At 49.9% G+C, this 18,474-nt stretch carries 17 protein-coding genes; 10 read left to right on the top strand and 7 right to left on the bottom strand.

Annotated features, from left to right (window positions below; translation table 11 throughout):
- Window positions 1-49: 49 nt before the first annotated feature.
- The gene (gene lsrR, locus ACJHYW_RS01680; protein ID WP_000154350.1) at window positions 50-1,003 is read right to left on the bottom strand and encodes a transcriptional regulator LsrR; all 954 of its coding nucleotides are present in this window, start codon (window positions 1,001-1,003) and stop codon (window positions 50-52) included.
- A 248-nt stretch (window positions 1,004-1,251) separates the two neighbouring features.
- Between lsrR and lsrA the strand changes: the two genes are divergently transcribed.
- Genes lsrA through tam form a run of 7 tightly spaced genes read left to right on the top strand, consistent with a single transcriptional unit; the run spans window position 1,252 to window position 7,866 of the window.
- Window positions 1,252-2,787 (top strand): autoinducer 2 ABC transporter ATP-binding protein LsrA, encoded by a 1,536-nt coding sequence (gene lsrA / locus ACJHYW_RS01675; protein WP_001194893.1) that lies wholly within the window; start codon window positions 1,252-1,254, stop codon window positions 2,785-2,787.
- Window positions 2,781-3,809: an autoinducer 2 ABC transporter permease LsrC gene (gene lsrC, locus ACJHYW_RS01670; protein WP_000911175.1), complete on the top strand. Its 1,029-nt coding sequence runs from the start codon at window positions 2,781-2,783 to the stop codon at window positions 3,807-3,809. Before lsrA ends, lsrC begins: the two co-directional genes overlap by 7 nt.
- Entirely contained in the window at window positions 3,809-4,801 is a 993-nt protein-coding gene (gene lsrD, locus ACJHYW_RS01665) for an autoinducer 2 ABC transporter permease LsrD (RefSeq protein ID WP_001222725.1), read from the top strand. The genes lsrC and lsrD overlap by 1 nt, the downstream gene beginning before the upstream one ends.
- Window positions 4,802-4,812: 11 nt before the next feature.
- Window positions 4,813-5,835, top strand: coding sequence for an autoinducer 2 ABC transporter substrate-binding protein LsrB (lsrB, locus tag ACJHYW_RS01660; protein ID WP_000172484.1), 1,023 nt, complete (start codon window positions 4,813-4,815; stop codon window positions 5,833-5,835).
- A gap of 26 nt (window positions 5,836-5,861) precedes the next feature.
- Window positions 5,862-6,737 carry a 3-hydroxy-5-phosphonooxypentane-2,4-dione thiolase gene (gene lsrF, locus ACJHYW_RS01655; RefSeq protein ID WP_000774193.1) on the top strand — a complete coding sequence of 292 codons (876 nt, stop codon included), beginning with the start codon at window positions 5,862-5,864 and terminating at the stop codon, window positions 6,735-6,737.
- Window positions 6,738-6,760: 23 nt separating this feature from the next.
- Window positions 6,761-7,051, top strand: a complete 291-nt coding sequence (gene lsrG / locus ACJHYW_RS01650; RefSeq protein ID WP_000558525.1) for a (4S)-4-hydroxy-5-phosphonooxypentane-2,3-dione isomerase — start codon at window positions 6,761-6,763, stop codon at window positions 7,049-7,051.
- Between the two features lie 56 nt (window positions 7,052-7,107).
- Window positions 7,108-7,866 (top strand): trans-aconitate 2-methyltransferase, encoded by a 759-nt coding sequence (tam, locus tag ACJHYW_RS01645; protein WP_001286536.1) that lies wholly within the window; start codon window positions 7,108-7,110, stop codon window positions 7,864-7,866.
- Between the two features lie 3 nt (window positions 7,867-7,869).
- Here tam and ACJHYW_RS01640 read toward each other — a convergent pair whose 3' ends face one another.
- The 6 genes from ACJHYW_RS01640 to sad all read right to left on the bottom strand — a co-directional run bounded on the left by ACJHYW_RS01640 (window position 7,870) and on the right by sad (window position 14,954).
- Entirely contained in the window at window positions 7,870-8,784 is a 915-nt protein-coding gene (locus tag ACJHYW_RS01640) for a bestrophin family protein (protein ID WP_001313828.1), read from the bottom strand.
- A 196-nt stretch (window positions 8,785-8,980) separates the two neighbouring features.
- A complete protein-coding gene (uxaB, locus tag ACJHYW_RS01635) occupies window positions 8,981-10,432 on the bottom strand; it encodes a tagaturonate reductase (RefSeq protein WP_000854633.1) in 1,452 nt (483 codons plus the stop codon).
- A gap of 227 nt (window positions 10,433-10,659) precedes the next feature.
- Window positions 10,660-12,078, bottom strand: coding sequence for a diguanylate cyclase (locus ACJHYW_RS01630; RefSeq protein ID WP_061092698.1), 1,419 nt, complete (start codon window positions 12,076-12,078; stop codon window positions 10,660-10,662).
- A 138-nt stretch (window positions 12,079-12,216) separates the two neighbouring features.
- Entirely contained in the window at window positions 12,217-12,576 is a 360-nt protein-coding gene (locus ACJHYW_RS01625) for a DUF4186 domain-containing protein (RefSeq protein WP_001191032.1), read from the bottom strand.
- A complete protein-coding gene (glsB, locus tag ACJHYW_RS01620; protein WP_000257409.1) occupies window positions 12,576-13,502 on the bottom strand; it encodes a glutaminase B in 927 nt (308 codons plus the stop codon). The genes ACJHYW_RS01625 and glsB overlap by 1 nt, the downstream gene beginning before the upstream one ends.
- A gap of 63 nt (window positions 13,503-13,565) precedes the next feature.
- Window positions 13,566-14,954, bottom strand: a complete 1,389-nt coding sequence (gene sad, locus ACJHYW_RS01615; RefSeq protein WP_061092697.1) for a succinate-semialdehyde dehydrogenase — start codon at window positions 14,952-14,954, stop codon at window positions 13,566-13,568.
- Window positions 14,955-15,054: 100 nt separating this feature from the next.
- Between sad and ptrR the strand changes: the two genes are divergently transcribed.
- From ptrR to ydeA, 3 genes are all read left to right on the top strand, one after another.
- Window positions 15,055-15,930, top strand: a complete 876-nt coding sequence (ptrR, locus tag ACJHYW_RS01610; RefSeq protein ID WP_061092696.1) for a putrescine utilization regulator PtrR — start codon at window positions 15,055-15,057, stop codon at window positions 15,928-15,930.
- Window positions 15,931-16,013: 83 nt separating this feature from the next.
- Window positions 16,014-17,129 (top strand): putative protein YneK, encoded by a 1,116-nt coding sequence (yneK, locus tag ACJHYW_RS01605; protein WP_061092695.1) that lies wholly within the window; start codon window positions 16,014-16,016, stop codon window positions 17,127-17,129.
- Between the two features lie 149 nt (window positions 17,130-17,278).
- The gene (gene ydeA / locus ACJHYW_RS01600; protein ID WP_000210806.1) at window positions 17,279-18,469 is read left to right on the top strand and encodes an L-arabinose MFS transporter; all 1,191 of its coding nucleotides are present in this window, start codon (window positions 17,279-17,281) and stop codon (window positions 18,467-18,469) included.
- Window positions 18,470-18,474 lie beyond the last annotated feature (5 nt).

The following is an 18,474-nucleotide window of genomic DNA, read 5'->3' as shown; positions in this document are numbered from 1 at the left end:
TGTTCCTCTATACGTTCTCCATCATTCCCGGTAATAAGGTCATGCAAATTTAACTACGTAAAATCGCCGCTGCTGTATCCTGATCGGTAACCAGTGCGTTGATATAACCGCCTTTCATTGCAGCGGCAATTGCTTCGGCTTTATTTTCTCCCCCTGCCACGCCAACCCGGACGGGTATGGTCTTCAGCGCGCTTAAAGGTAAGCCAATCAGTTCGTTATGTATTTTAATATCCATGACAACGTCACCTTTTGCATCAAAAAAGTAGCCTAAAATGTCGCCAACCGCCCCTTTTCGACCAATCATTAACTGTTCGCCCTGGCTGATATAGCCGGAGCGAATGATTGTTGCGTCGTCTTGTTGACTCACAGCCCCAATGCCGACAATCGCCACATCCGCTGCTTGCGCGGCTAGCAGAACATCTTTGACGCAATTTTCATTTTTTAGCGTACGGGCAATGTCAGCGGAGGATGCCCGCAACGGAGCCGGAATAATATTCACACTGCACGCCGCGTTAAGCTGCCCGATACCCGTCATATAAGAACCGACTCCACCGGAGAGCGTGACCAGGCGAATTTGCTGTGACGAAATAAAACCACTTAAGCGTTGCAGCGTATTCATGGTTGCCTCGCCAAAACCAATCGCCAGCATCTGTTGTGGTTGAAGTAAACTCATCAACATATGCGCCGCGCCTATCCCTAGTCGCCCGCCGACATCAGCATCCGCAAGCCCTGGGATCACCCGGACATGTTGCAGCGAAAACTGACGACGTAATTGTGTTTCATATTCCAGACAGCCTTCAAAGCGTGAATTAATCTGTACGCGAATAATGCCGGATTGATGCCCTTTCTCCAGTAATCGCGACACTTTCAAACGGGTCAGGCCGAGACGATCGCTGATCTCACTCTGGGTCAGCCCGTCGTGGTAGTAAAACCACGCAATCCGCGCGACCTGTTCTTCTTCACACATTCCCTGTTCTGAAATTACCGAATCGTTGATTGTCATAATTCATTCTTCACTTTGAACATACTTAAATCTTTAATGCAATTGTTCAGTTCTTGCGCATTTATATCTGTGATGGCAACCACAGTTTGACTCTACGAGCATGAACAAACGCAACCGTGAAAATCAAAATAGCATAAATTGTGATCTATTCGTCGGAAATATGTGCAATGTCCACCTAAGGTTATGAACAAATTAAAAGCAGAAATACATTTGTTCAAAACTCACCTGCAAAACTGAACGGGGGAAATATGCAAACGAGTGATACCCGCGCGTTACCGCTACTTTGCGCCCGCTCGGTTTATAAACAGTATTCAGGGGTTAATGTCCTGAAAGGCATCGATTTTACGTTGCATCAGGGGGAGGTCCACGCCCTGCTCGGCGGCAATGGTGCCGGTAAATCGACGTTAATGAAGATTATTGCCGGTATTACCCCTGCTGATAGCGGTACGCTGGAGATTGGGGGCAATAATTACACCAGATTAACGCCAGTTCATGCTCATCAGTTGGGCATTTATCTCGTTCCCCAGGAACCGCTGCTTTTTCCAAGCCTGTCGATAAAAGAAAACATTCTGTTTGGGCTGGCAAAAAAACAACTCTCCATACAGAAAATGAATAACTTGCTGGCGGCGCTGGGCTGCCAGTTTGATCTGCATAGTCTGGCAGGATCGCTGGATGTCGCCGATCGCCAAATGGTGGAAATCCTCCGCGGGCTGATGCGCGATTCGCGAATTCTGATCCTCGATGAACCTACCGCCTCGCTTACTCCCGCCGAAACCGAACGTTTGTTTATTCGCTTGCGGGAGCTGCTTGCTACTGGTGTGGGTATTGTTTTTATCTCGCATAAGCTGCCGGAAATTCGCCAGATTGCCGACCGAATTAGCGTGATGCGCGACGGAACCATCGCCTTAAGCGGCAAAACCAGCGAACTGTCTACCGACGACATTATTCAGGCCATTACGCCAGCGCTAAGGGAAAAATCGCTCTCTGCCAGCCAAAAATTATGGCTGGAATTACCTGGCAACCGCCCACAACATGCCGCGGGAACGCCGGTGCTGACACTGGAAAATCTGACCGGCGAAGGTTTCAGGAATGTCAGCCTGACGCTCAATGCCGGAGAAATTCTGGGCCTGGCTGGGCTGGTGGGAGCCGGACGCACAGAACTGGCCGAGACGCTCTATGGTCTGCGTACTTTGCGTGGCGGACGCATTATGCTGAATGGTAAAGAGATCAATAGATTATCCACCGGAGAACGTTTACTGCGCGGTCTGGTTTATCTGCCGGAAGATCGCCAGTCATCCGGACTTAATCTCGATGCTTCACTGGCGTGGAACGTCTGCGCCCTTACTCATAACCTTCGTGGATTCTGGGCGAAAACCGCGAAAGATAACGCCACCCTGGAACGATATCGTCGGGCGCTGAATATTAAATTTAACCAACCGGAACAAGCTGCACGGACATTATCCGGTGGCAACCAGCAAAAAATCCTGATTGCCAAATGCCTGGAAGCCTCGCCGCAAGTATTGATTGTCGATGAGCCGACGCGCGGCGTGGATGTCTCGGCGCGTAATGATATCTACCAACTGTTGCGCAGCATCGCCGCACAGAATGTGGCTGTGCTGCTTATCTCCTCTGATCTGGAAGAGATCGAACTGATGGCAGATCGCGTGTATGTGATGCATCAGGGCGAAATTGCCCACTCTGCACTGACCGGACGCGATATTAATGTCGAGACCATTATGCGCGTTGCCTTCGGAGATAGTCAGCGTCAGGAGGCGTCATGCTGAAATTTATTCAGAACAACCGTGAAATCACGGCACTGCTGGCGGTGGTGCTGCTGTTTGTATTACCCGGTTTTCTCGACCGTCAGTATTTAAGTGTGCAAACGCTGACCATGGTTTATAGCAGCGCGCAAATCCTGATCCTGCTGGCAATGGGCGCGACGCTGGTAATGCTTACGCGCAATATTGATGTTTCAGTGGGTTCGATTACCGGAATGTGCGCGGTGCTGTTGGGGATGTTACTGAACGCGGGGTATTCACTACCTGTTGCTTGTGTCGCGACTTTACTGCTTGGTTTGCTCGCGGGATTTTTCAACGGTGTCCTGGTCGCGTGGCTAAAGATCCCTGCCATTGTTGCCACCCTTGGCACGTTAGGGTTGTACAGAGGCATCATGTTGCTGTGGACTGGCGGTAAATGGATTGAGGGATTACCCGCCGAACTGAAACAACTCTCCGCCCCGCTGCTGTTTGGCGTTTCCGCGATTGGTTGGTTGACGATAATTCTGGTGGCATTTATGGCCTGGCTGCTGGCAAAGACGGCGTTTGGACGCAGTTTTTATGCCACGGGCGATAATTTACAGGGCGCTCGTCAACTGGGCGTTCGTACGGAAGCCATTCGCATTGTGGCATTTTCGTTGAACGGCTGCATGGCGGCACTGGCGGGAATTGTGTTTGCTTCGCAGATTGGTTTTATCCCCAACCAGACCGGTACCGGGCTGGAGATGAAAGCAATTGCAGCCTGCGTGCTGGGCGGCATTAGTTTGCTCGGCGGTTCCGGCGCGATCATCGGTGCGGTACTCGGCGCATGGTTCCTGACGCAGATCGATAGTGTACTGGTGCTGTTGCGCATTCCGGCATGGTGGAATGATTTTATCGCGGGCATGGTTCTGCTGGCGGTGCTGGTGTTTGATGGACGCCTGCGTTGTGCGCTGGAACGTAATCTGCGGCGGCAAAAATATGCCCGCTTTATGATGCCACCGCCACCCGTTAAACCCGCTTCGTCAGGTAAAAAACGGGAGGCCGCGTAATGCGTATTCGCTACGGTTGGGAACTGGCTCTTGCCGCACTGCTCGTTATTGAGATTGTTGCATTTGGTGCAATTAACCCGCGGATGTTAGATCTCAATATGTTGCTGTTCAGCACCAGTGACTTTATCTGCATTGGCATTGTCGCCCTACCGCTGACGATGGTGATTGTCAGTGGTGGGATCGATATTTCGTTTGGTTCGACCATCGGCCTCTGCGCCATTGCATTGGGCGTACTGTTTCAAAGTGGTGTGCCGATGCCGCTGGCGATTCTTCTGACCTTACTGCTCGGCGCATTGTGCGGGTTGATCAACGCCGGATTAATTATCTATACCAAAGTTAACCCGCTGGTGATTACGCTTGGCACGCTGTATCTGTTTGCCGGAAGCGCCCTGCTGCTTTCCGGGATGGCCGGAGCGACGGGGTACGAAGGTATTGGTGGATTCCCGATGGCGTTTACAGATTTCGCTAACCTGGATGTGCTGGGACTCCCCGTTCCGCTGATTATCTTCCTGATATGTCTCCTCGTTTTCTGGCTCTGGCTGCATAAAACCCATGCCGGACGTAACGTGTTTTTAATTGGGCAAAGCCCGCGTGTGGCGGTTTATAGCGCGATTCCGGTAAACCGCACCTTGTGTGCGCTCTATGCCATGACGGGGCTGGCGTCTGCGGTCGCCGCTGTGCTGCTGGTATCGTATTTTGGTTCAGCACGTTCCGATCTCGGTGCGTCGTTTCTGATGCCCGCCATCACCGCCGTAGTGCTCGGCGGTGCCAATATTTATGGTGGTTCTGGTTCCATTATCGGCACCGCCATTGCGGTTTTATTAGTGGGATATTTGCAACAAGGTTTGCAAATGGCAGGAGTGCCAAATCAGGTGTCCAGCGCCCTTTCCGGTGCGCTACTTATCGTCGTTGTCGTAGGTCGTTCCGTTAGCCTGCATCGCCAGCAAATTAAAGAGTGGCTGGCGCGTCGGGCCAATAACCCATTGCCATAAAGGATATCTTCATGACACTTCATCGCTTTAAGAAAATCGCCTTACTTAGCGCGCTTGGCATTGCCGTAATCTCTATGAATGTGCAGGCGGCAGAGCGTATTGCATTTATTCCCAAACTGGTTGGCGTGGGATTTTTTACCAGCGGTGGCAACGGCGCACAACAAGCGGGTAAAGAGCTGGGCGTTGATGTGGCCTACGACGGGCCGACAGAACCCAGTGTTTCTGGTCAGGTACAGTTGATTAATAACTTCGTCAATCAGGGGTATAACGCCATTATCGTTTCTGCGGTTTCGCCTGATGGCTTGTGTCCGGCACTGAAACGCGCCATGCAACGTGGTGTGAGAGTGCTGACCTGGGACTCTGATACCAAACCGGAGTGCCGCTCTTACTACATTAATCAGGGAACGCCCGCCCAGTTGGGAGGTATGTTGGTGGATATGGCGGCGCGTCAGGTGAATAAAGACAAAGCCAAAGTCGCGTTTTTCTACTCAAGCCCCACCGTTACGGACCAAAACCAGTGGGTGAAAGAAGCGAAAGCGAAAATCGCCAAAGAGCATCCAGGCTGGGAAATTGTCACTACGCAGTTTGGCTATAACGATGCCACTAAATCGTTACAAACCGCAGAAGGAATATTAAAAGCCTATAGCGATCTCGACGCCATTATCGCCCCCGACGCCAACGCCCTGCCCGCTGCCGCACAAGCCGCAGAAAACCTGAAAAATGACAAAGTTGCGATTGTCGGATTCAGTACGCCAAACGTGATGCGTCCGTATGTGGAACGCGGCACGGTGAAAGAATTTGGCCTGTGGGATGTGGTTCAGCAAGGCAAAATTTCAGTTTATGTCGCGGATGAATTATTGAAAAAAGGATCAATGAAAACGGGCGACAAGCTGGATATTCAGGGCGTAGGTCAGGTGGATGTCTCGCCAAACAGCGTTCAGGGCTATGACTACGAAGCGGATGGTAATGGCATCGTACTGTTACCGGAGCGCGTGATATTCAACAAAGAGAATATCGGCAAATACGATTTCTGATGTGCATTACTTAACCGGAGTACGTTATGGCAGATTTAGACGATATTAAAGATGGTAAAGATTTTCGTACCGATCAACCGCAACAAAATATCCCTTTTACCCTGAAAGGTTGCGGTGCACTGGATTGGGGAATGCAGTCACGCTTATCGCGGATATTTAATCCGAATACGGGTAAAACCGTGATGCTGGCCTTTGATCATGGTTATTTTCAGGGGCCGACTACCGGACTTGAACGCATTGATATAAATATCGCCCCGCTGTTTGAACATGCCGATGTATTAATGTGTACGCGCGGTATTTTGCGCAGCGTAGTCCCCCCTGCGACCAATAAGCCGGTGGTACTGCGGGCGTCAGGTGCGAACTCTATTCTGGCGGAATTAAGTAATGAAGCCGTGGCGTTATCGATGGATGACGCCGTGCGCCTGAACAGTTGCGCGGTGGCGGCGCAGGTTTATATCGGCAGCGAATATGAACATCAGTCGATCAAAAATATTATTCAGCTGGTCGATGCCGGAATGAAAGTGGGAATGCCGACCATGGCCGTGACAGGCGTGGGCAAAGATATGGTGCGCGATCAACGTTATTTCTCGCTCGCGACTCGAATCGCCGCTGAAATGGGGGCGCAGATTATCAAAACTTATTATGTCGATAAAGGTTTTGAACGGATTGTTGCCGGATGTCCGGTACCCATTGTTATTGCTGGCGGTAAAAAGTTACCGGAGCGCGAGGCGCTGGAAATGTGCTGGCAGGCTATCGATCAGGGCGCTTCTGGTGTGGATATGGGACGTAATATTTTCCAGTCTGACCATCCGGTGGCGATGATGAAAGCCGTACAGGCGGTGGTTCACCATAACGAAACGGCTGATCGGGCATATGAACTCTATCTGAGTGAAAAACAGTAACTGCGGATTTAAGGAGAAGAATTATGCACGTCACACTGGTTGAAATTAACGTTCATGAAGACAAGGTTGACGAGTTTATCGAAGTTTTTCGCCAGAACCACCTGGGCTCGGTACAGGAAGAAGGCAATTTGCGCTTCGATGTCTTACAGGACCCGGAAGTGAATTCGCGCTTTTATATCTACGAAGCTTATAAAGATGAAGACGCAGTGGCGTTCCATAAAACCACGCCCCACTACAAAACCTGTGTCGCAAAACTGGAAGCTTTAATGACCGGGCCGCGTAAAAAACGTCTGTTCAATGGATTGATGCCGTGAGGCGAATTTATCAGTTTTATCTACACTAGGGGTAACGCGCTGACGGGAGTAAAAATATGTCTGACTGGAACCCCTCTTTATATCTGCACTTTGCCGCTGAACGATCGCGTCCGGCGATGGAGCTGCTTGCCAGAGTGCCGCTGGAGAATATCGAATACGTTGCCGATCTTGGCTGTGGCCCAGGTAACAGCACCGCACTGCTGCATCAACGTTGGCCTGCGGCCAGGATAACAGGCATCGACTCGTCTCCGGCGATGATTGCTGAAGCGCGCAGTGCTTTGCCAGACTGCCAGTTCGTGGAAGCAGACATCCGCAACTGGCAACCGGAACAGGCACTCGATCTGATTTTTGCTAATGCCTCACTGCAATGGCTGCCCGACCACTACGAATTGTTCCCTCATCTGGTTTCTTTACTTAATTCGCAGGGCGTGCTGGCAGTACAGATGCCAGATAACTGGCTGGAGCCGACCCATGTGCTCATGCGCGAAGTTGCCTGGGAACAAAACTACCCGGATCGCGGGCGTGAGCCGCTGGCTGGCGTTCATGCTTACTACGATATTCTGAGTGAAGCCGGATGTGAGGTCGATATCTGGCGAACCACTTACTATCACCAGATGCCGTCGCACCAGGCGATTATCGATTGGGTGACCGCCACTGGATTACGTCCGTGGTTACAGGATCTGACCGAGAGCGAACAGCAGCATTTTCTTACGCGCTACCATCAGATGCTGGAAGAGCAATATCCCCTCCAGGAGAACGGAGAGATACTGCTGGCATTTCCGCGTCTGTTTATTGTTGCCCGCCGTACGGAGTAATTATCACGTCAGCTGGTAATGGCGATCGGGAAGAATTTTCGCTGGAATTTCTGCTTCATCGTTCATCTGTAACAGGTCAATTTCAATAGCGTTGCAGATGGCATCCAGCGGTAAATCATTGTTTTCAGTACCGAAGGGATCTTCCAGTTCTTCCGCCAGACAATCCAGCGAAATAAAAGTGTAGGAAATCAGCACAGAGATAAAAGGCGTCATGTAATGCAGGTCCACGACCAGCGCAAACGGCAGCATGATACAAAACAGATACACGGTGCGATGCAAAATCAGGGTGTAGGCAAAGGGAATTGGCGTATAGGCAATGCGCTCGCATCCTGCCAGGACCGCTGAAATATCATTAAGCCGATCGTTGAGGCTAATAAACAGGATATCTGAAAGTTGTCCATTGCGTCGCTGAACCGCCAACCACTCCCCCATTATTAACAAGATGCGGTTAGCTGGAGAGTTCGAAGCCAGTACACGCTGAAGATCTTCAGTCTTGAGATAATGAGCCAGCACTTCCGCCTGTGGCTGTTTGCGTAATGTCATGCGTAAACAGTGGGCGAAGGCGATTTGCAGCCGGGCAAACTCCCTTACACTTGCCGAATCCGGTAATGTCGTTTTTACCTCGCGCAGTAACGACCGCGAGGCAATCATCAACTGCCCCCAAAGTTTTCGCGCTTCAACGTAACGGGCGTACCCGGCATTATTACGAAAACCAAGAAAAATGGCGATGGCGACACCGAGAATGCTGAACGGTGCGAGGGTGAATTTAATGCCCAAATGCGTGTACCAGGGCAGCATGAAAATAACAGCGATCGAAAAGAGAAAATTGAGTAGTAAGCGCGAGGATATCTTGGATAATACTGAACCGTGCCAGACAAAAATACGGCGCAGCCAGTGTTGTTGTGGACGAACAATCATGGTTATCTTCAGGCGTGGAAAAGTCGCCCTATTAAACGTGATTACGATCACATTCTCAAGACACTACTTACAAATTACCTACAAGCTTACAACATTAACAGGTGCTGCATGTAGCACCTGTTAATGATAAAGGCACATAGGATGTTGTAACTAATATAGTGAAATAAGAAACCCGGTCGAAACCGGGTTCAGAGTATTAGCACAACGGACGTACAGCTTCGCGCATTCCTTTTTCGAGAATCGCATCCAGGTCATTAGCAACCTGCTCGACCAGACCAGGCACTTGCGTCAGGTCCTGCTCCCAGTGGTCTTTTTCAGCCAACACAATAGCAACCAGTTCCTGGGTGCCGATAACACGGTCACGATGCTGGCTCCAGAGTTGCTGATAACGTTCCAGCCAGTGGGCATCGTCCTGTACCGGATATGTTTCTCCATTACGCTCACCGCGATAAAACGCAATCAATGCCGCTAATGCGAAAGTAAGGCGCGCCGGAAGTGTGCCGTTTGCCTTCTGCCCTGCCAGCAGCTGCGGCAGGATACGGGTGCGGAACTTGGTCATACCGTTAAGCGCGATAGACAGCAGCTGATGCTTAATGTACGGATTACGGAAACGTCCGGTGACTGCACTGGCGAAAGATTCCAGTTCATCACGAGGCAAATCCAGTACCGGAATAATCTCTTCGTAGATGGCTTTTTCAACGAATGCACAAATTTCAGCATCGTTCATCGCTTCACCTACGGTATCCAGCCCTGCCTGGAACGCCACCGGCACCAGCGCGGTGTGCGCACCGTTGAGGATTGCCACTTTGCGTTCTTTATACGGTTTAATATCGTCAACAATCAGCACGTTGAGCGGATATTTGTCCAGACGCAGTTCAGTCGCTAAGGATTTCGGCCCCTGAATCACAAACAGGTAAAAGTGTTCAGCGGTGTCGAGGAAACCATCGTGATAACCCAGTTCTTCTTCCAGTTTAGCCACTTCATCACGCGGATAGCCGGTAACGATACGGTCCACCAGCGTAGAACAGAAGCTGTTAGCCTGATCCAGCCATTGAATAAATGCTTCTGGCAGTGCCCACTCTTGCGCATAGCGCAGCACCAGTTCACGCAACGCGTCGCCATTGTAGTCGATCAACTCACACGGGATGATGATCCAACCTTTATCCAGCGCACCGTTGAAATGGCTAAAACGTTCGAACAGCAGACGGGTCAGTTTTGCCGGATAACTTACCGCTGGCGCGTCATCGAATTTATCGCCCGCATGGTAGCTGATACCCGCTTCGGTGGTGTTAGAGAAAACAAAGCGCATTTCCGGGTTGTGCGCCAGTTTCAGGAATTCATCGTATTCACTGTAGACGCTGATTTCACGATTAACAGAGCGAATCAGACGCGCGTCGCTGACCGCTTCCCCCTTCTCGTTCAGACCACGGATAATGGTGGTGTACAGACCATCCTGCGTGCTCAGTGACGGCGGGAATGAAGTTTCAATCGGACGAACAACGACCACGCCAGAATTCAGATCGGTGTGCTCATTCAGGAGATCGATTTGCCAGTCAACAAAGGCGCGCAGGAAGTTACCTTCACCAAACTGAATGATACGTTCTGGATACTGTGCACCGGGAAAATCGCGACGATTTAGTGTTTTCACAATGGGTTCCCTTCTGATTAGTCATACAACCTGTTTGAATTGGTACGACAGGTTAGCAAACTTTAATACGCCGAACCCCTGTTTTGATCAACTCCTGATGATTAATGAGCAGTTTTATGAGAAAAGTGTGGCGCGGATCATGGTTTAATCGAGGAACTACGCCTTTTATTCGCTCAATAAAGTGGTAGAACACATTCCATTTAAATCGCTGTGAATGAATAAAGATGTCAGACAACTTCCTCACCGTAACGCATAGTGCTGGTACGGTTGCGCCCATCTTTCTTCGAGCGATACAGACATGTATCGGCTTCGACCATCAATTTATTAAAGTCATCGGTCAGCGTTCGGTACGATGCGCAACCACTACCGACGCCAATACTTACCGTGAGATAAAGCGTTTTTTGTTGCCAGGTGAACGGTTGCAGTTCAACGCCTTTACGGATTTTTTCCGCCATTAGCAGGCCATCGACAGGATTCACCGACGGCACTGCAACAGCAAATTCTTCGCCGCCCATTCGCGCCACCAGCCCCTTATCACCGACAATCTTCTGAATATGCTGGGCAAACACGCTTAACACTTTATCGCCACATTCATGTCCATAGTTATCGTTAATGCTTTTGAAATAGTCGATATCAAGCAGCATGACCGTCAGATGTTGTGTCTGTTTCAGCGATGGACTTTTCAGCGCCTCATAAAGACCGGACCGTGAGTAAACCTGGGTCAGAAAATCAAAGTCGGCTCGCAGCGCAACTTGCTTCATTAGCGAATTGATCGCTGCCACGCTAAAAGAAACCATAATTGGGCATATCGCCATCGTGGCAATACCGAGACGTGCGGAGAACATTTGCGGAATGGAGAACGGCGAACCGACCGAGATATCAATCACCGAATTTGCCACCAGTACGATTTCCACCGCACCGGTGACAAAGGTCAACAGACATGTTACCTGCGGCGTATAGCGCACTGCACACCAGATTAATGCAGGCAGCGGGAACGCCAGACTCCCCGCTCCGCCAATGACTACCGAGGCAACAACCGACACAATAAGCGCGATAGCGGGCATCATCTGTTCTGCTTTAAAGCGCGGCAGCACTCCAGGAATTGCCAACGTCAGCATACAAGGCACGATCAACACGCCCGTTGAGAATTGCTCACTGAACCAGTCGGCAAGCAAAGGCCAGAAATCCAGACTATCAATACTGACCGAACCAATCGCCCCGACAATAGCGCATAATAATGCGGCAATCAGACAGTAATTAAATAGCCGTAAGGCACTTACTGGCTCATACTTATTTTTCCCCAGACGCTTATCCCGCGCGACCAGTAAGGCGACGGTAACAATAAACATCATATTGGAGAAATTGATAGCCAGTGAAACCAGCCCCCATTCGGTGGTTATGGCATCATAAACCAGCATCGCCACATAACTGATCGCATAGTAATGCAGTCGATTAAGCCAGACATAGCGGGAAAACACCCCCGCCATTACGCCATTCAGCGGCCAGAAAAGAGAAAGTTCGTGAACCAGCCGTAACTCTGCACCAATAAAATAGAACAGCGTGGTTAGCACAAAAATAGCGATGCTATTACGTAGCAGATGACCTTCCTGGAACAAACGGAAAGTTGAAATGGGCTGTACATGCATTAATTATCTGTCCATACAATTGCGGGTGGCAATTATCTCAACGCAATAAGTAAATTCTTAGAAAGGATAGCATGTTCGCTGACAACGGCGGCAACTAAAGATACCTAATGAATGCCATTTTATCGATTTCCGTAATTATCATGGCTGATTCATCTGTATAACCAACCAGTGATAGATTACCGCCACGATATAACGTTGTTGTTCTTCGCTTAACGAAACACCCTGCGGAATGTTATGCCACTTAGCCAGACAACCGCGACAACAGGTCGCGGTGGCGTGTTGAGCGATAAAAACCGGATGCCCGCGCATGGGGGTTTGCTTACCGTCGTTAGCCGGTAATGCCGGAGCAAGACGTTTAGCGACAAAATCTGCCGCATGTTGTTCAATGACTGGCGCGCCTTTCTCCAGACAATACTGACGCTCTTTCACACCCAAACGAAAGCGAGAGCGAAATTTTGAACGGGATAAACGCGCGAAGAGTGGATCGAGAGACTGCATTAATAAACTGAACGCCCTAATTGTTTCGTCAATTGTTCAAGGACGGCAATGCCCGCAAGCGAGTTACCTGCATCGTCCAGTTCCGGACTCCAGACTGCGATGGCCATTTCATGCGGAACAATCGCCACAATACCGCCACCAACGCCAGATTTCGCCGGTAGTCCCACCCGCCAGGCAAACTCCCCCGCGTTCTGGTACATACCACTGGTCGCCATCAGCGCGTTAATTTGCCGCGCCTGCATTGGCGTCACCACAGGTTCATCAATATGAATAGCTTTCCCCTGATTAGCCAGAAAGACAAATGTCCGGGCCAGCTCTACGCAGCTCATTTTCAAGGCGCAATAGTGGAAATAGTTTTGCAGAACGGTTGTCACATCATGATGGAAATTGCCAAACGACTTCATCAGCCAGGCGATAGCCGCATTTCGCGCGGAGTGTTCAAATTCGGAACGCGCTACCACCGTATCGTAGGAAATATCAGACACACCGCTTAAGCCGCGCACGACTTCCAGCATACGTTGCCGAGGAGCGCTTAATCGCCCTTGCAACATATCGCAGACCACCAGCGCACCGGCATTAATAAACGGATTACGCGGAATACCCTGCTCCATTTCCAGTTGCACTAAAGAATTGAACGGTGATCCAGACGGATCTTTGCCGACGCGTTGCCAGATTTCCTCTTCGGAGTAATGACGCATGGCGACAACGAGACTCAGCACTTTGGAAATAGACTGAATGGAAAAACGTTCTTGCGCGTCTCCGGCCTGAAAAAGCTGTCCGTCAACGGTACAGATAGCAATCCCCAATCGGGAACCGTCTACCGTAGCCAGCGCCGGAATATAATCCGCGACTTTACCCTGACCAATGAGCGGCCGCACTTGCCGCAAGATGTTTTCTAAAATTGCATTATCCATGGCGACTGCCACTTTCTACTCCTGGACCGCAGGTCTGAAAAGACCTGCGAGTATATCAGAGCTGAATATATAGCGTCAGACCCGGTCTTTCCACACCGTCTGGATATTACAGAATTCGTGTAAGCCAAAATGGGAAAGCTCACGCCCAAAGCCACTCTTCTTCACGCCACCAAAGGCCACTCGCGCATCGCTGGCACAATAACCATTGATAAACACCCCACCGCATTCCAGACGTGCCGCCATCTGTCTGGCCCGGGTTTCGTCGGTGGTGAAAATGGTCGCTGAAAGGCCGAACTCGCTATTATTAGCCAGTTCCAGTGCATGTTCTGCATCTTTCGCAATGGTGATTGCCGCAACGGGGCCAAACATTTCTTCCTGAAACGCGGTCATTTCTGGGGTAACATTCGCCAGAACCGTTGGCGGATAGTAGTTACCTGCCCCAGCCATCTTTTCCCCGCCCAGTAACAAACGCGCACCCTGCGCCAGTGTTTTTTCCACCTGATGATGCAGCTCATCACGTAAATCAAAACGAGCCATTGGTCCGAGAGTGTTCTCTTCGTCACGGGGATCGCCCATTTTCAAGGCTGCCGCAGCTGCCACAAAACGTTCGGTAAATGCCGAAGCAATTCCCTCTTCGATGATAAAGCGTTTTGCCGCTGCACAAACCTGTCCGGTATTCTGATAACGTCCGGCTACCGCCGCTTTAACCGCCAGTTCCAGATCGGCATCGTTAAGCACAATAAATGGATCCGAACCGCCAAGTTCCAGTACGCATTTTTTCAGTGCCGCTCCAGCCTGTGCGCCAATAGCCGCTCCCGCACGAACACTTCCGGTCACCGTGACAGCAGCAATGCGCGAGTCTTTAATCATCTGACTGACGCCGTCGTTGTCGGCATTCAGCCAGCCATATACGCCTTGTGGGATACCCGCATCTTTAAACACCTGGGCAATGAGCTGTGCACAGCCCATCACATTCGGCGCATGTTTAAGTAAGTAGCCGTTACCTGCAAGAATGATGGGAACCGCGCCACGCATCACCTGCCATAACGGAAAATTCCACGGCATAATCGCCAGAATTGTCCCCAACGGTCGATACTCAATAACTGCCTGCTGATTTTCCACCAGCGTAGGTTCCGCCTTCAGCATTGTCGGACCATGTTCTGCATACCAGTCACACAAATTCGCCGATTTCGCCACTTCAGCGCGCGCCTGGTTGATTGGTTTGCCCATTTCACGGGTGATCATTTGCGCCATTTCTTCGCTACGGACACGCAGAGCCTTACCGATATCACGCAGTTTTTCAGCACGATAATCTATATTTGTCTCGCGCCAGTCGCGAAAGCCTGCTGCCGCCAGCTGAAGTGCGTTTTCGATATCATCAGCGCCAGCCCACGGCAGCACAGAAAGTTGTTCACCGGTGGCAGGATTTATCGAAATTGCATGAGTTGCCGGAGTAATGGTCATCGGGGTATCTCCTTTATGAGTTATGGTAAAAAGATACGCAGATTTACTCTTGCTTGAAAATGAATAATATTAAGCCACTTATTCACGAATCGAGAATATTATGGATCTGACCCAACTGGAGATGTTCAACGCGGTTGCCGAAGCTGGCAGCATTACCCAGGCTGCAGCAAAAGTGCATCGCGTGCCGTCGAATCTCACTACCCGTCTACGCCAGCTGGAAACAGAACTGGGGATTGATCTGTTTATTCGCGAGAATCAGCGTTTACGTCTCTCACCTGCCGGGCATAACTTTTTACGCTATAGCCAACAAATTCTCGCGTTAGTGGATGAAGCGCGGAGCGTTGTCGCTGGCGATGAGCCGCAAGGTTTATTTTCTCTTGGTTCGCTGGAAAGCACCGCTGCGGTGCGCATTCCGGCCACGCTGGCGGAATTTAACCGTCGTTATCCCAAAATTCAGTTTTCACTTTCCACCGGCCCTTCCGGCACTATGCTGGAAGGTGTGCTGGAGGGAAAACTGAATGCAGCGTTTATTGATGGGCCCATTAACCATACTGCCATTGACGGGATACCGGTGTACCGCGAGGAGCTGATGATCGTCACGCCACAAGGACATGCGCCAGTAACCCGCGCCAGTCAGGTAAATGGCAGTAACATTTATGCCTTCCGCGCCAATTGTTCGTATCGTCGCCACTTCGAGAGCTGGTTTCATGCTGATGGTGCCGCTCCGGGAACTATTCACGAGATGGAGTCGTATCACGGGATGTTGGCCTGTGTGGTCGCAGGAGCAGGTATTGCGCTTATTCCGCGCTCTATGCTGGAAAGTATGCCGGGGCATCACCAGGTTGAAGCGTGGCCGTTAGCTGAGCAATGGCGTTGGTTAACAACCTGGCTGGTCTGGCGTCGCGGTGCAAAAACGCGTCCGCTTGAGGCATTTATTCAACTACTGGATGTGTCTGACTCGGCAAAACAGAGTTAGCAATGAGCTATTTTTGATAGTTCTTTCGGCTAATATGCTCTATATAGTGATGTTCCGATGACTTATGACTATATGGGGCAAATATGGTTACGCCAGTAAGCATCAGCAATTACATATCTCTTCCTGATGATTTTCCCGTACGTAATATTGCACCGCAGGTAAAAGAAGTTTTAAAGGATTTCATTGATGCACTTAGTACAATAATATGTGATGAAGAGTGGCGCACGTCTTTAAACATCAACTCAGCCACAAAAAAGATATTTAATAACCTTGACAACTTATCATATATTCAGAGGACTTCTTTTCGGGGTAACGACACGCTATACAATGAAAAGGTTCAGTTTAAACTCACTTATCCCGTCAAGAATGGAAGACACAAAGAAAATATTGAATTTCAGGTAGTAATAAATTTAAGCCCTATTTATTTAGATAATTTCCGCCATGATGGGGAAATTAATATTTTTTGCGCTCCCAACACAAAGCCTGTCACTATGGGGCGCGTATTTCAGACCGGCGTCGAGCGTGTGCTCTTTCTGTTTCTGAATGACTTTATAGAACAATTTCCAATAATCAACCCTGGCGTTCCTATCAAAAGAGCGCATACGCCACATATTGAACCCCTGCATCCGGATCACCATACCGCTGCAGATTACTTACGCCAGTTTGATTTGCTTGTCCTGAATTTTATCTCTCGCGGTAATTTTGTCATACTCCCCCGATTATGGAATAACTCTGAGGTTCACAGATGGTTCGGGAATAAAGAACCTAACTTGCTCACCGCTATTCTCGACATAACGGACAGCGAATTAAAAGAGGATTTATTGCAAAGTCTGATGGATTCACTAGGTTCTAACAAACATGTACTACCCGAAGTCTGCATCTGCTTTTTATCCCTTTTAGCAGAACAAGATTTTCCACATTTTCAGGAGTTGTTTTTATTTTTCGCCAATATGTTATTGCACTATCACCAATTTATGAAACCCAATGAAAGTGATTTGATTGACGTGTTGATGTCAGCATCATTAAGTGATGATAAAATTATCAAACATATGGCGCGCAAGACCCTCAAACTTTTTGTAAAAAATGAAACGCCGCCAAAAGTTACTCATGAAGACCTGGTGAAAAACAGGCCTCGCTCCCCTGTCAGACCACCTATACCCGCAACCTCCAAAACGCCAGACCTCCCTGAACGTCATTAAACCGTGATGTGACCGACTCTCTGACGCGTGAAAGAATCAGCGTCAGAGAAACGGAAAACGCGATCCAGATCACAAATGCATTGTATTCACATCATTAACCGTTTTAAGATCATTTCATCACTTTTTCGCAACTCACCCGATAATCTGTTATGACAACAAACACTGTTTCCCGCAAAGTGGCGTGGCTACGGGTCGTTACGCTGGCAGTCGCCGCCTTCATCTTCAACACCACCGAATTTGTCCCAGTTGGCCTGCTCTCTGACATTGCGCAAAGTTTTCACATGCAAACCGCTCAGGTCGGCATTATGTTGACCATTTACGCATGGGTAGTAGCGCTAATGTCATTGCCTTTTATGTTAATGACCAGCCAGGTTGAACGGCGCAAATTACTGATCTGCCTGTTTGTGGTGTTTATTGCCAGCCACGTACTGTCGTTTTTATCGTGGAGTTTTACCGTTCTGGTGATCAGTCGCATTGGTGTGGCTTTTGCACATGCGATTTTCTGGTCGATTACGGCGTCTCTGGCGATCCGTATGGCTCCGGCCGGGAAGCGAGCACAGGCATTGAGTTTAATTGCCACCGGTACTGCACTGGCGATGGTCTTAGGTTTACCTCTCGGGCGCATTGTGGGGCAGTATTTCGGTTGGCGAATGACCTTCTTCGCGATTGGTATCGGGGCGCTTATCACCCTTTTGTGCCTGATTAAGTTACTTCCCTTACTGCCCAGTGAGCATTCCGGTTCGCTGAAAAGCCTCCCGCTATTATTCCGCCGCCCGGCATTGATGAGCATTTATTTGTTAACTGTGGTGGTTGTCACCGCCCATTACACGGCATACAGCTATATCGAGCCTTTTGTGCAAAACATTGCGGGATTCAGCGCCAACTTTGCCACGGCATTACTGTTATTACTCGGTGGTGCGGGCATTATTGGCAGCGTGATTTTCGGTAAACTGGGTAATCAGTATGCGTCTACGCTGGTAAGTACGGCGATTGCGCTGTTGCTGGTGTGCCTGGCTCTGCTGCTACCTGCGGCGAACAGTGAAATACACCTCGGGGTGCTGAGTATTTTCTGGGGGATCGCGATGATGATCATCGGGCTTGGTATGCAGGTTAAAGTGCTGGCGCTGGCACCAGATGCTACCGACGTCGCGATGGCGCTATTCTCCGGGATATTTAATATTGGAATCGGCGCGGGTGCGTTGGTAGGTAATCAGGTCAGTCTGCACTGGTCAATGTCGATGATTGGTTATGTGGGCGCGGTGCCTGCTTTTGCCGCGTTAATATGGTCAATCATCATTTTCCGCCGCTGGCCAGTGACACTCGAAGAACAGACGCAATAGTTGAA

Origin of the sequence: Escherichia sp. WS3063 (assembly GCF_046486595.1) — a bacterium.
Taxonomy (GTDB): Bacteria; Pseudomonadota; Gammaproteobacteria; order Enterobacterales; family Enterobacteriaceae; genus Escherichia; species Escherichia coli.
The sequence above is the reverse complement of the archived record's forward strand: the minus strand, read 5'-3'. Positions and strand labels throughout refer to the sequence as shown.

What these genes read in the sequence shown, in the direction of transcription:
- lsrR (WP_000154350.1), bottom strand. Translation starts at nt 1,003, where the DNA reads ATGACAATCAACGATTCGGTAATTTCAGAACAGGGAATGTGTGAAGAA.
- lsrA (WP_001194893.1), top strand. Translation starts at nt 1,252, where the DNA reads ATGCAAACGAGTGATACCCGCGCGTTACCGCTACTTTGCGCCCGCTCG.
- lsrC (WP_000911175.1), top strand. Translation starts at nt 2,781, where the DNA reads ATGCTGAAATTTATTCAGAACAACCGTGAAATCACGGCACTGCTGGCG.
- lsrD (WP_001222725.1), top strand. Translation starts at nt 3,809, where the DNA reads ATGCGTATTCGCTACGGTTGGGAACTGGCTCTTGCCGCACTGCTCGTT.
- lsrB (WP_000172484.1), top strand. Translation starts at nt 4,813, where the DNA reads ATGACACTTCATCGCTTTAAGAAAATCGCCTTACTTAGCGCGCTTGGC.
- lsrF (WP_000774193.1), top strand. Translation starts at nt 5,862, where the DNA reads ATGGCAGATTTAGACGATATTAAAGATGGTAAAGATTTTCGTACCGAT.
- lsrG (WP_000558525.1), top strand. Translation starts at nt 6,761, where the DNA reads ATGCACGTCACACTGGTTGAAATTAACGTTCATGAAGACAAGGTTGAC.
- tam (WP_001286536.1), top strand. Translation starts at nt 7,108, where the DNA reads ATGTCTGACTGGAACCCCTCTTTATATCTGCACTTTGCCGCTGAACGA.
- ACJHYW_RS01640 (WP_001313828.1), bottom strand. Translation starts at nt 8,784, where the DNA reads ATGATTGTTCGTCCACAACAACACTGGCTGCGCCGTATTTTTGTCTGG.
- ACJHYW_RS01630 (WP_061092698.1), bottom strand. Translation starts at nt 12,078, where the DNA reads ATGCATGTACAGCCCATTTCAACTTTCCGTTTGTTCCAGGAAGGTCAT.
- ACJHYW_RS01625 (WP_001191032.1), bottom strand. Translation starts at nt 12,576, where the DNA reads ATGCAGTCTCTCGATCCACTCTTCGCGCGTTTATCCCGTTCAAAATTT.
- sad (WP_061092697.1), bottom strand. Translation starts at nt 14,954, where the DNA reads ATGACCATTACTCCGGCAACTCATGCAATTTCGATAAATCCTGCCACC.
- ptrR (WP_061092696.1), top strand. Translation starts at nt 15,055, where the DNA reads ATGGATCTGACCCAACTGGAGATGTTCAACGCGGTTGCCGAAGCTGGC.
- yneK (WP_061092695.1), top strand. Translation starts at nt 16,014, where the DNA reads ATGGTTACGCCAGTAAGCATCAGCAATTACATATCTCTTCCTGATGAT.
- ydeA (WP_000210806.1), top strand. Translation starts at nt 17,279, where the DNA reads ATGACAACAAACACTGTTTCCCGCAAAGTGGCGTGGCTACGGGTCGTT.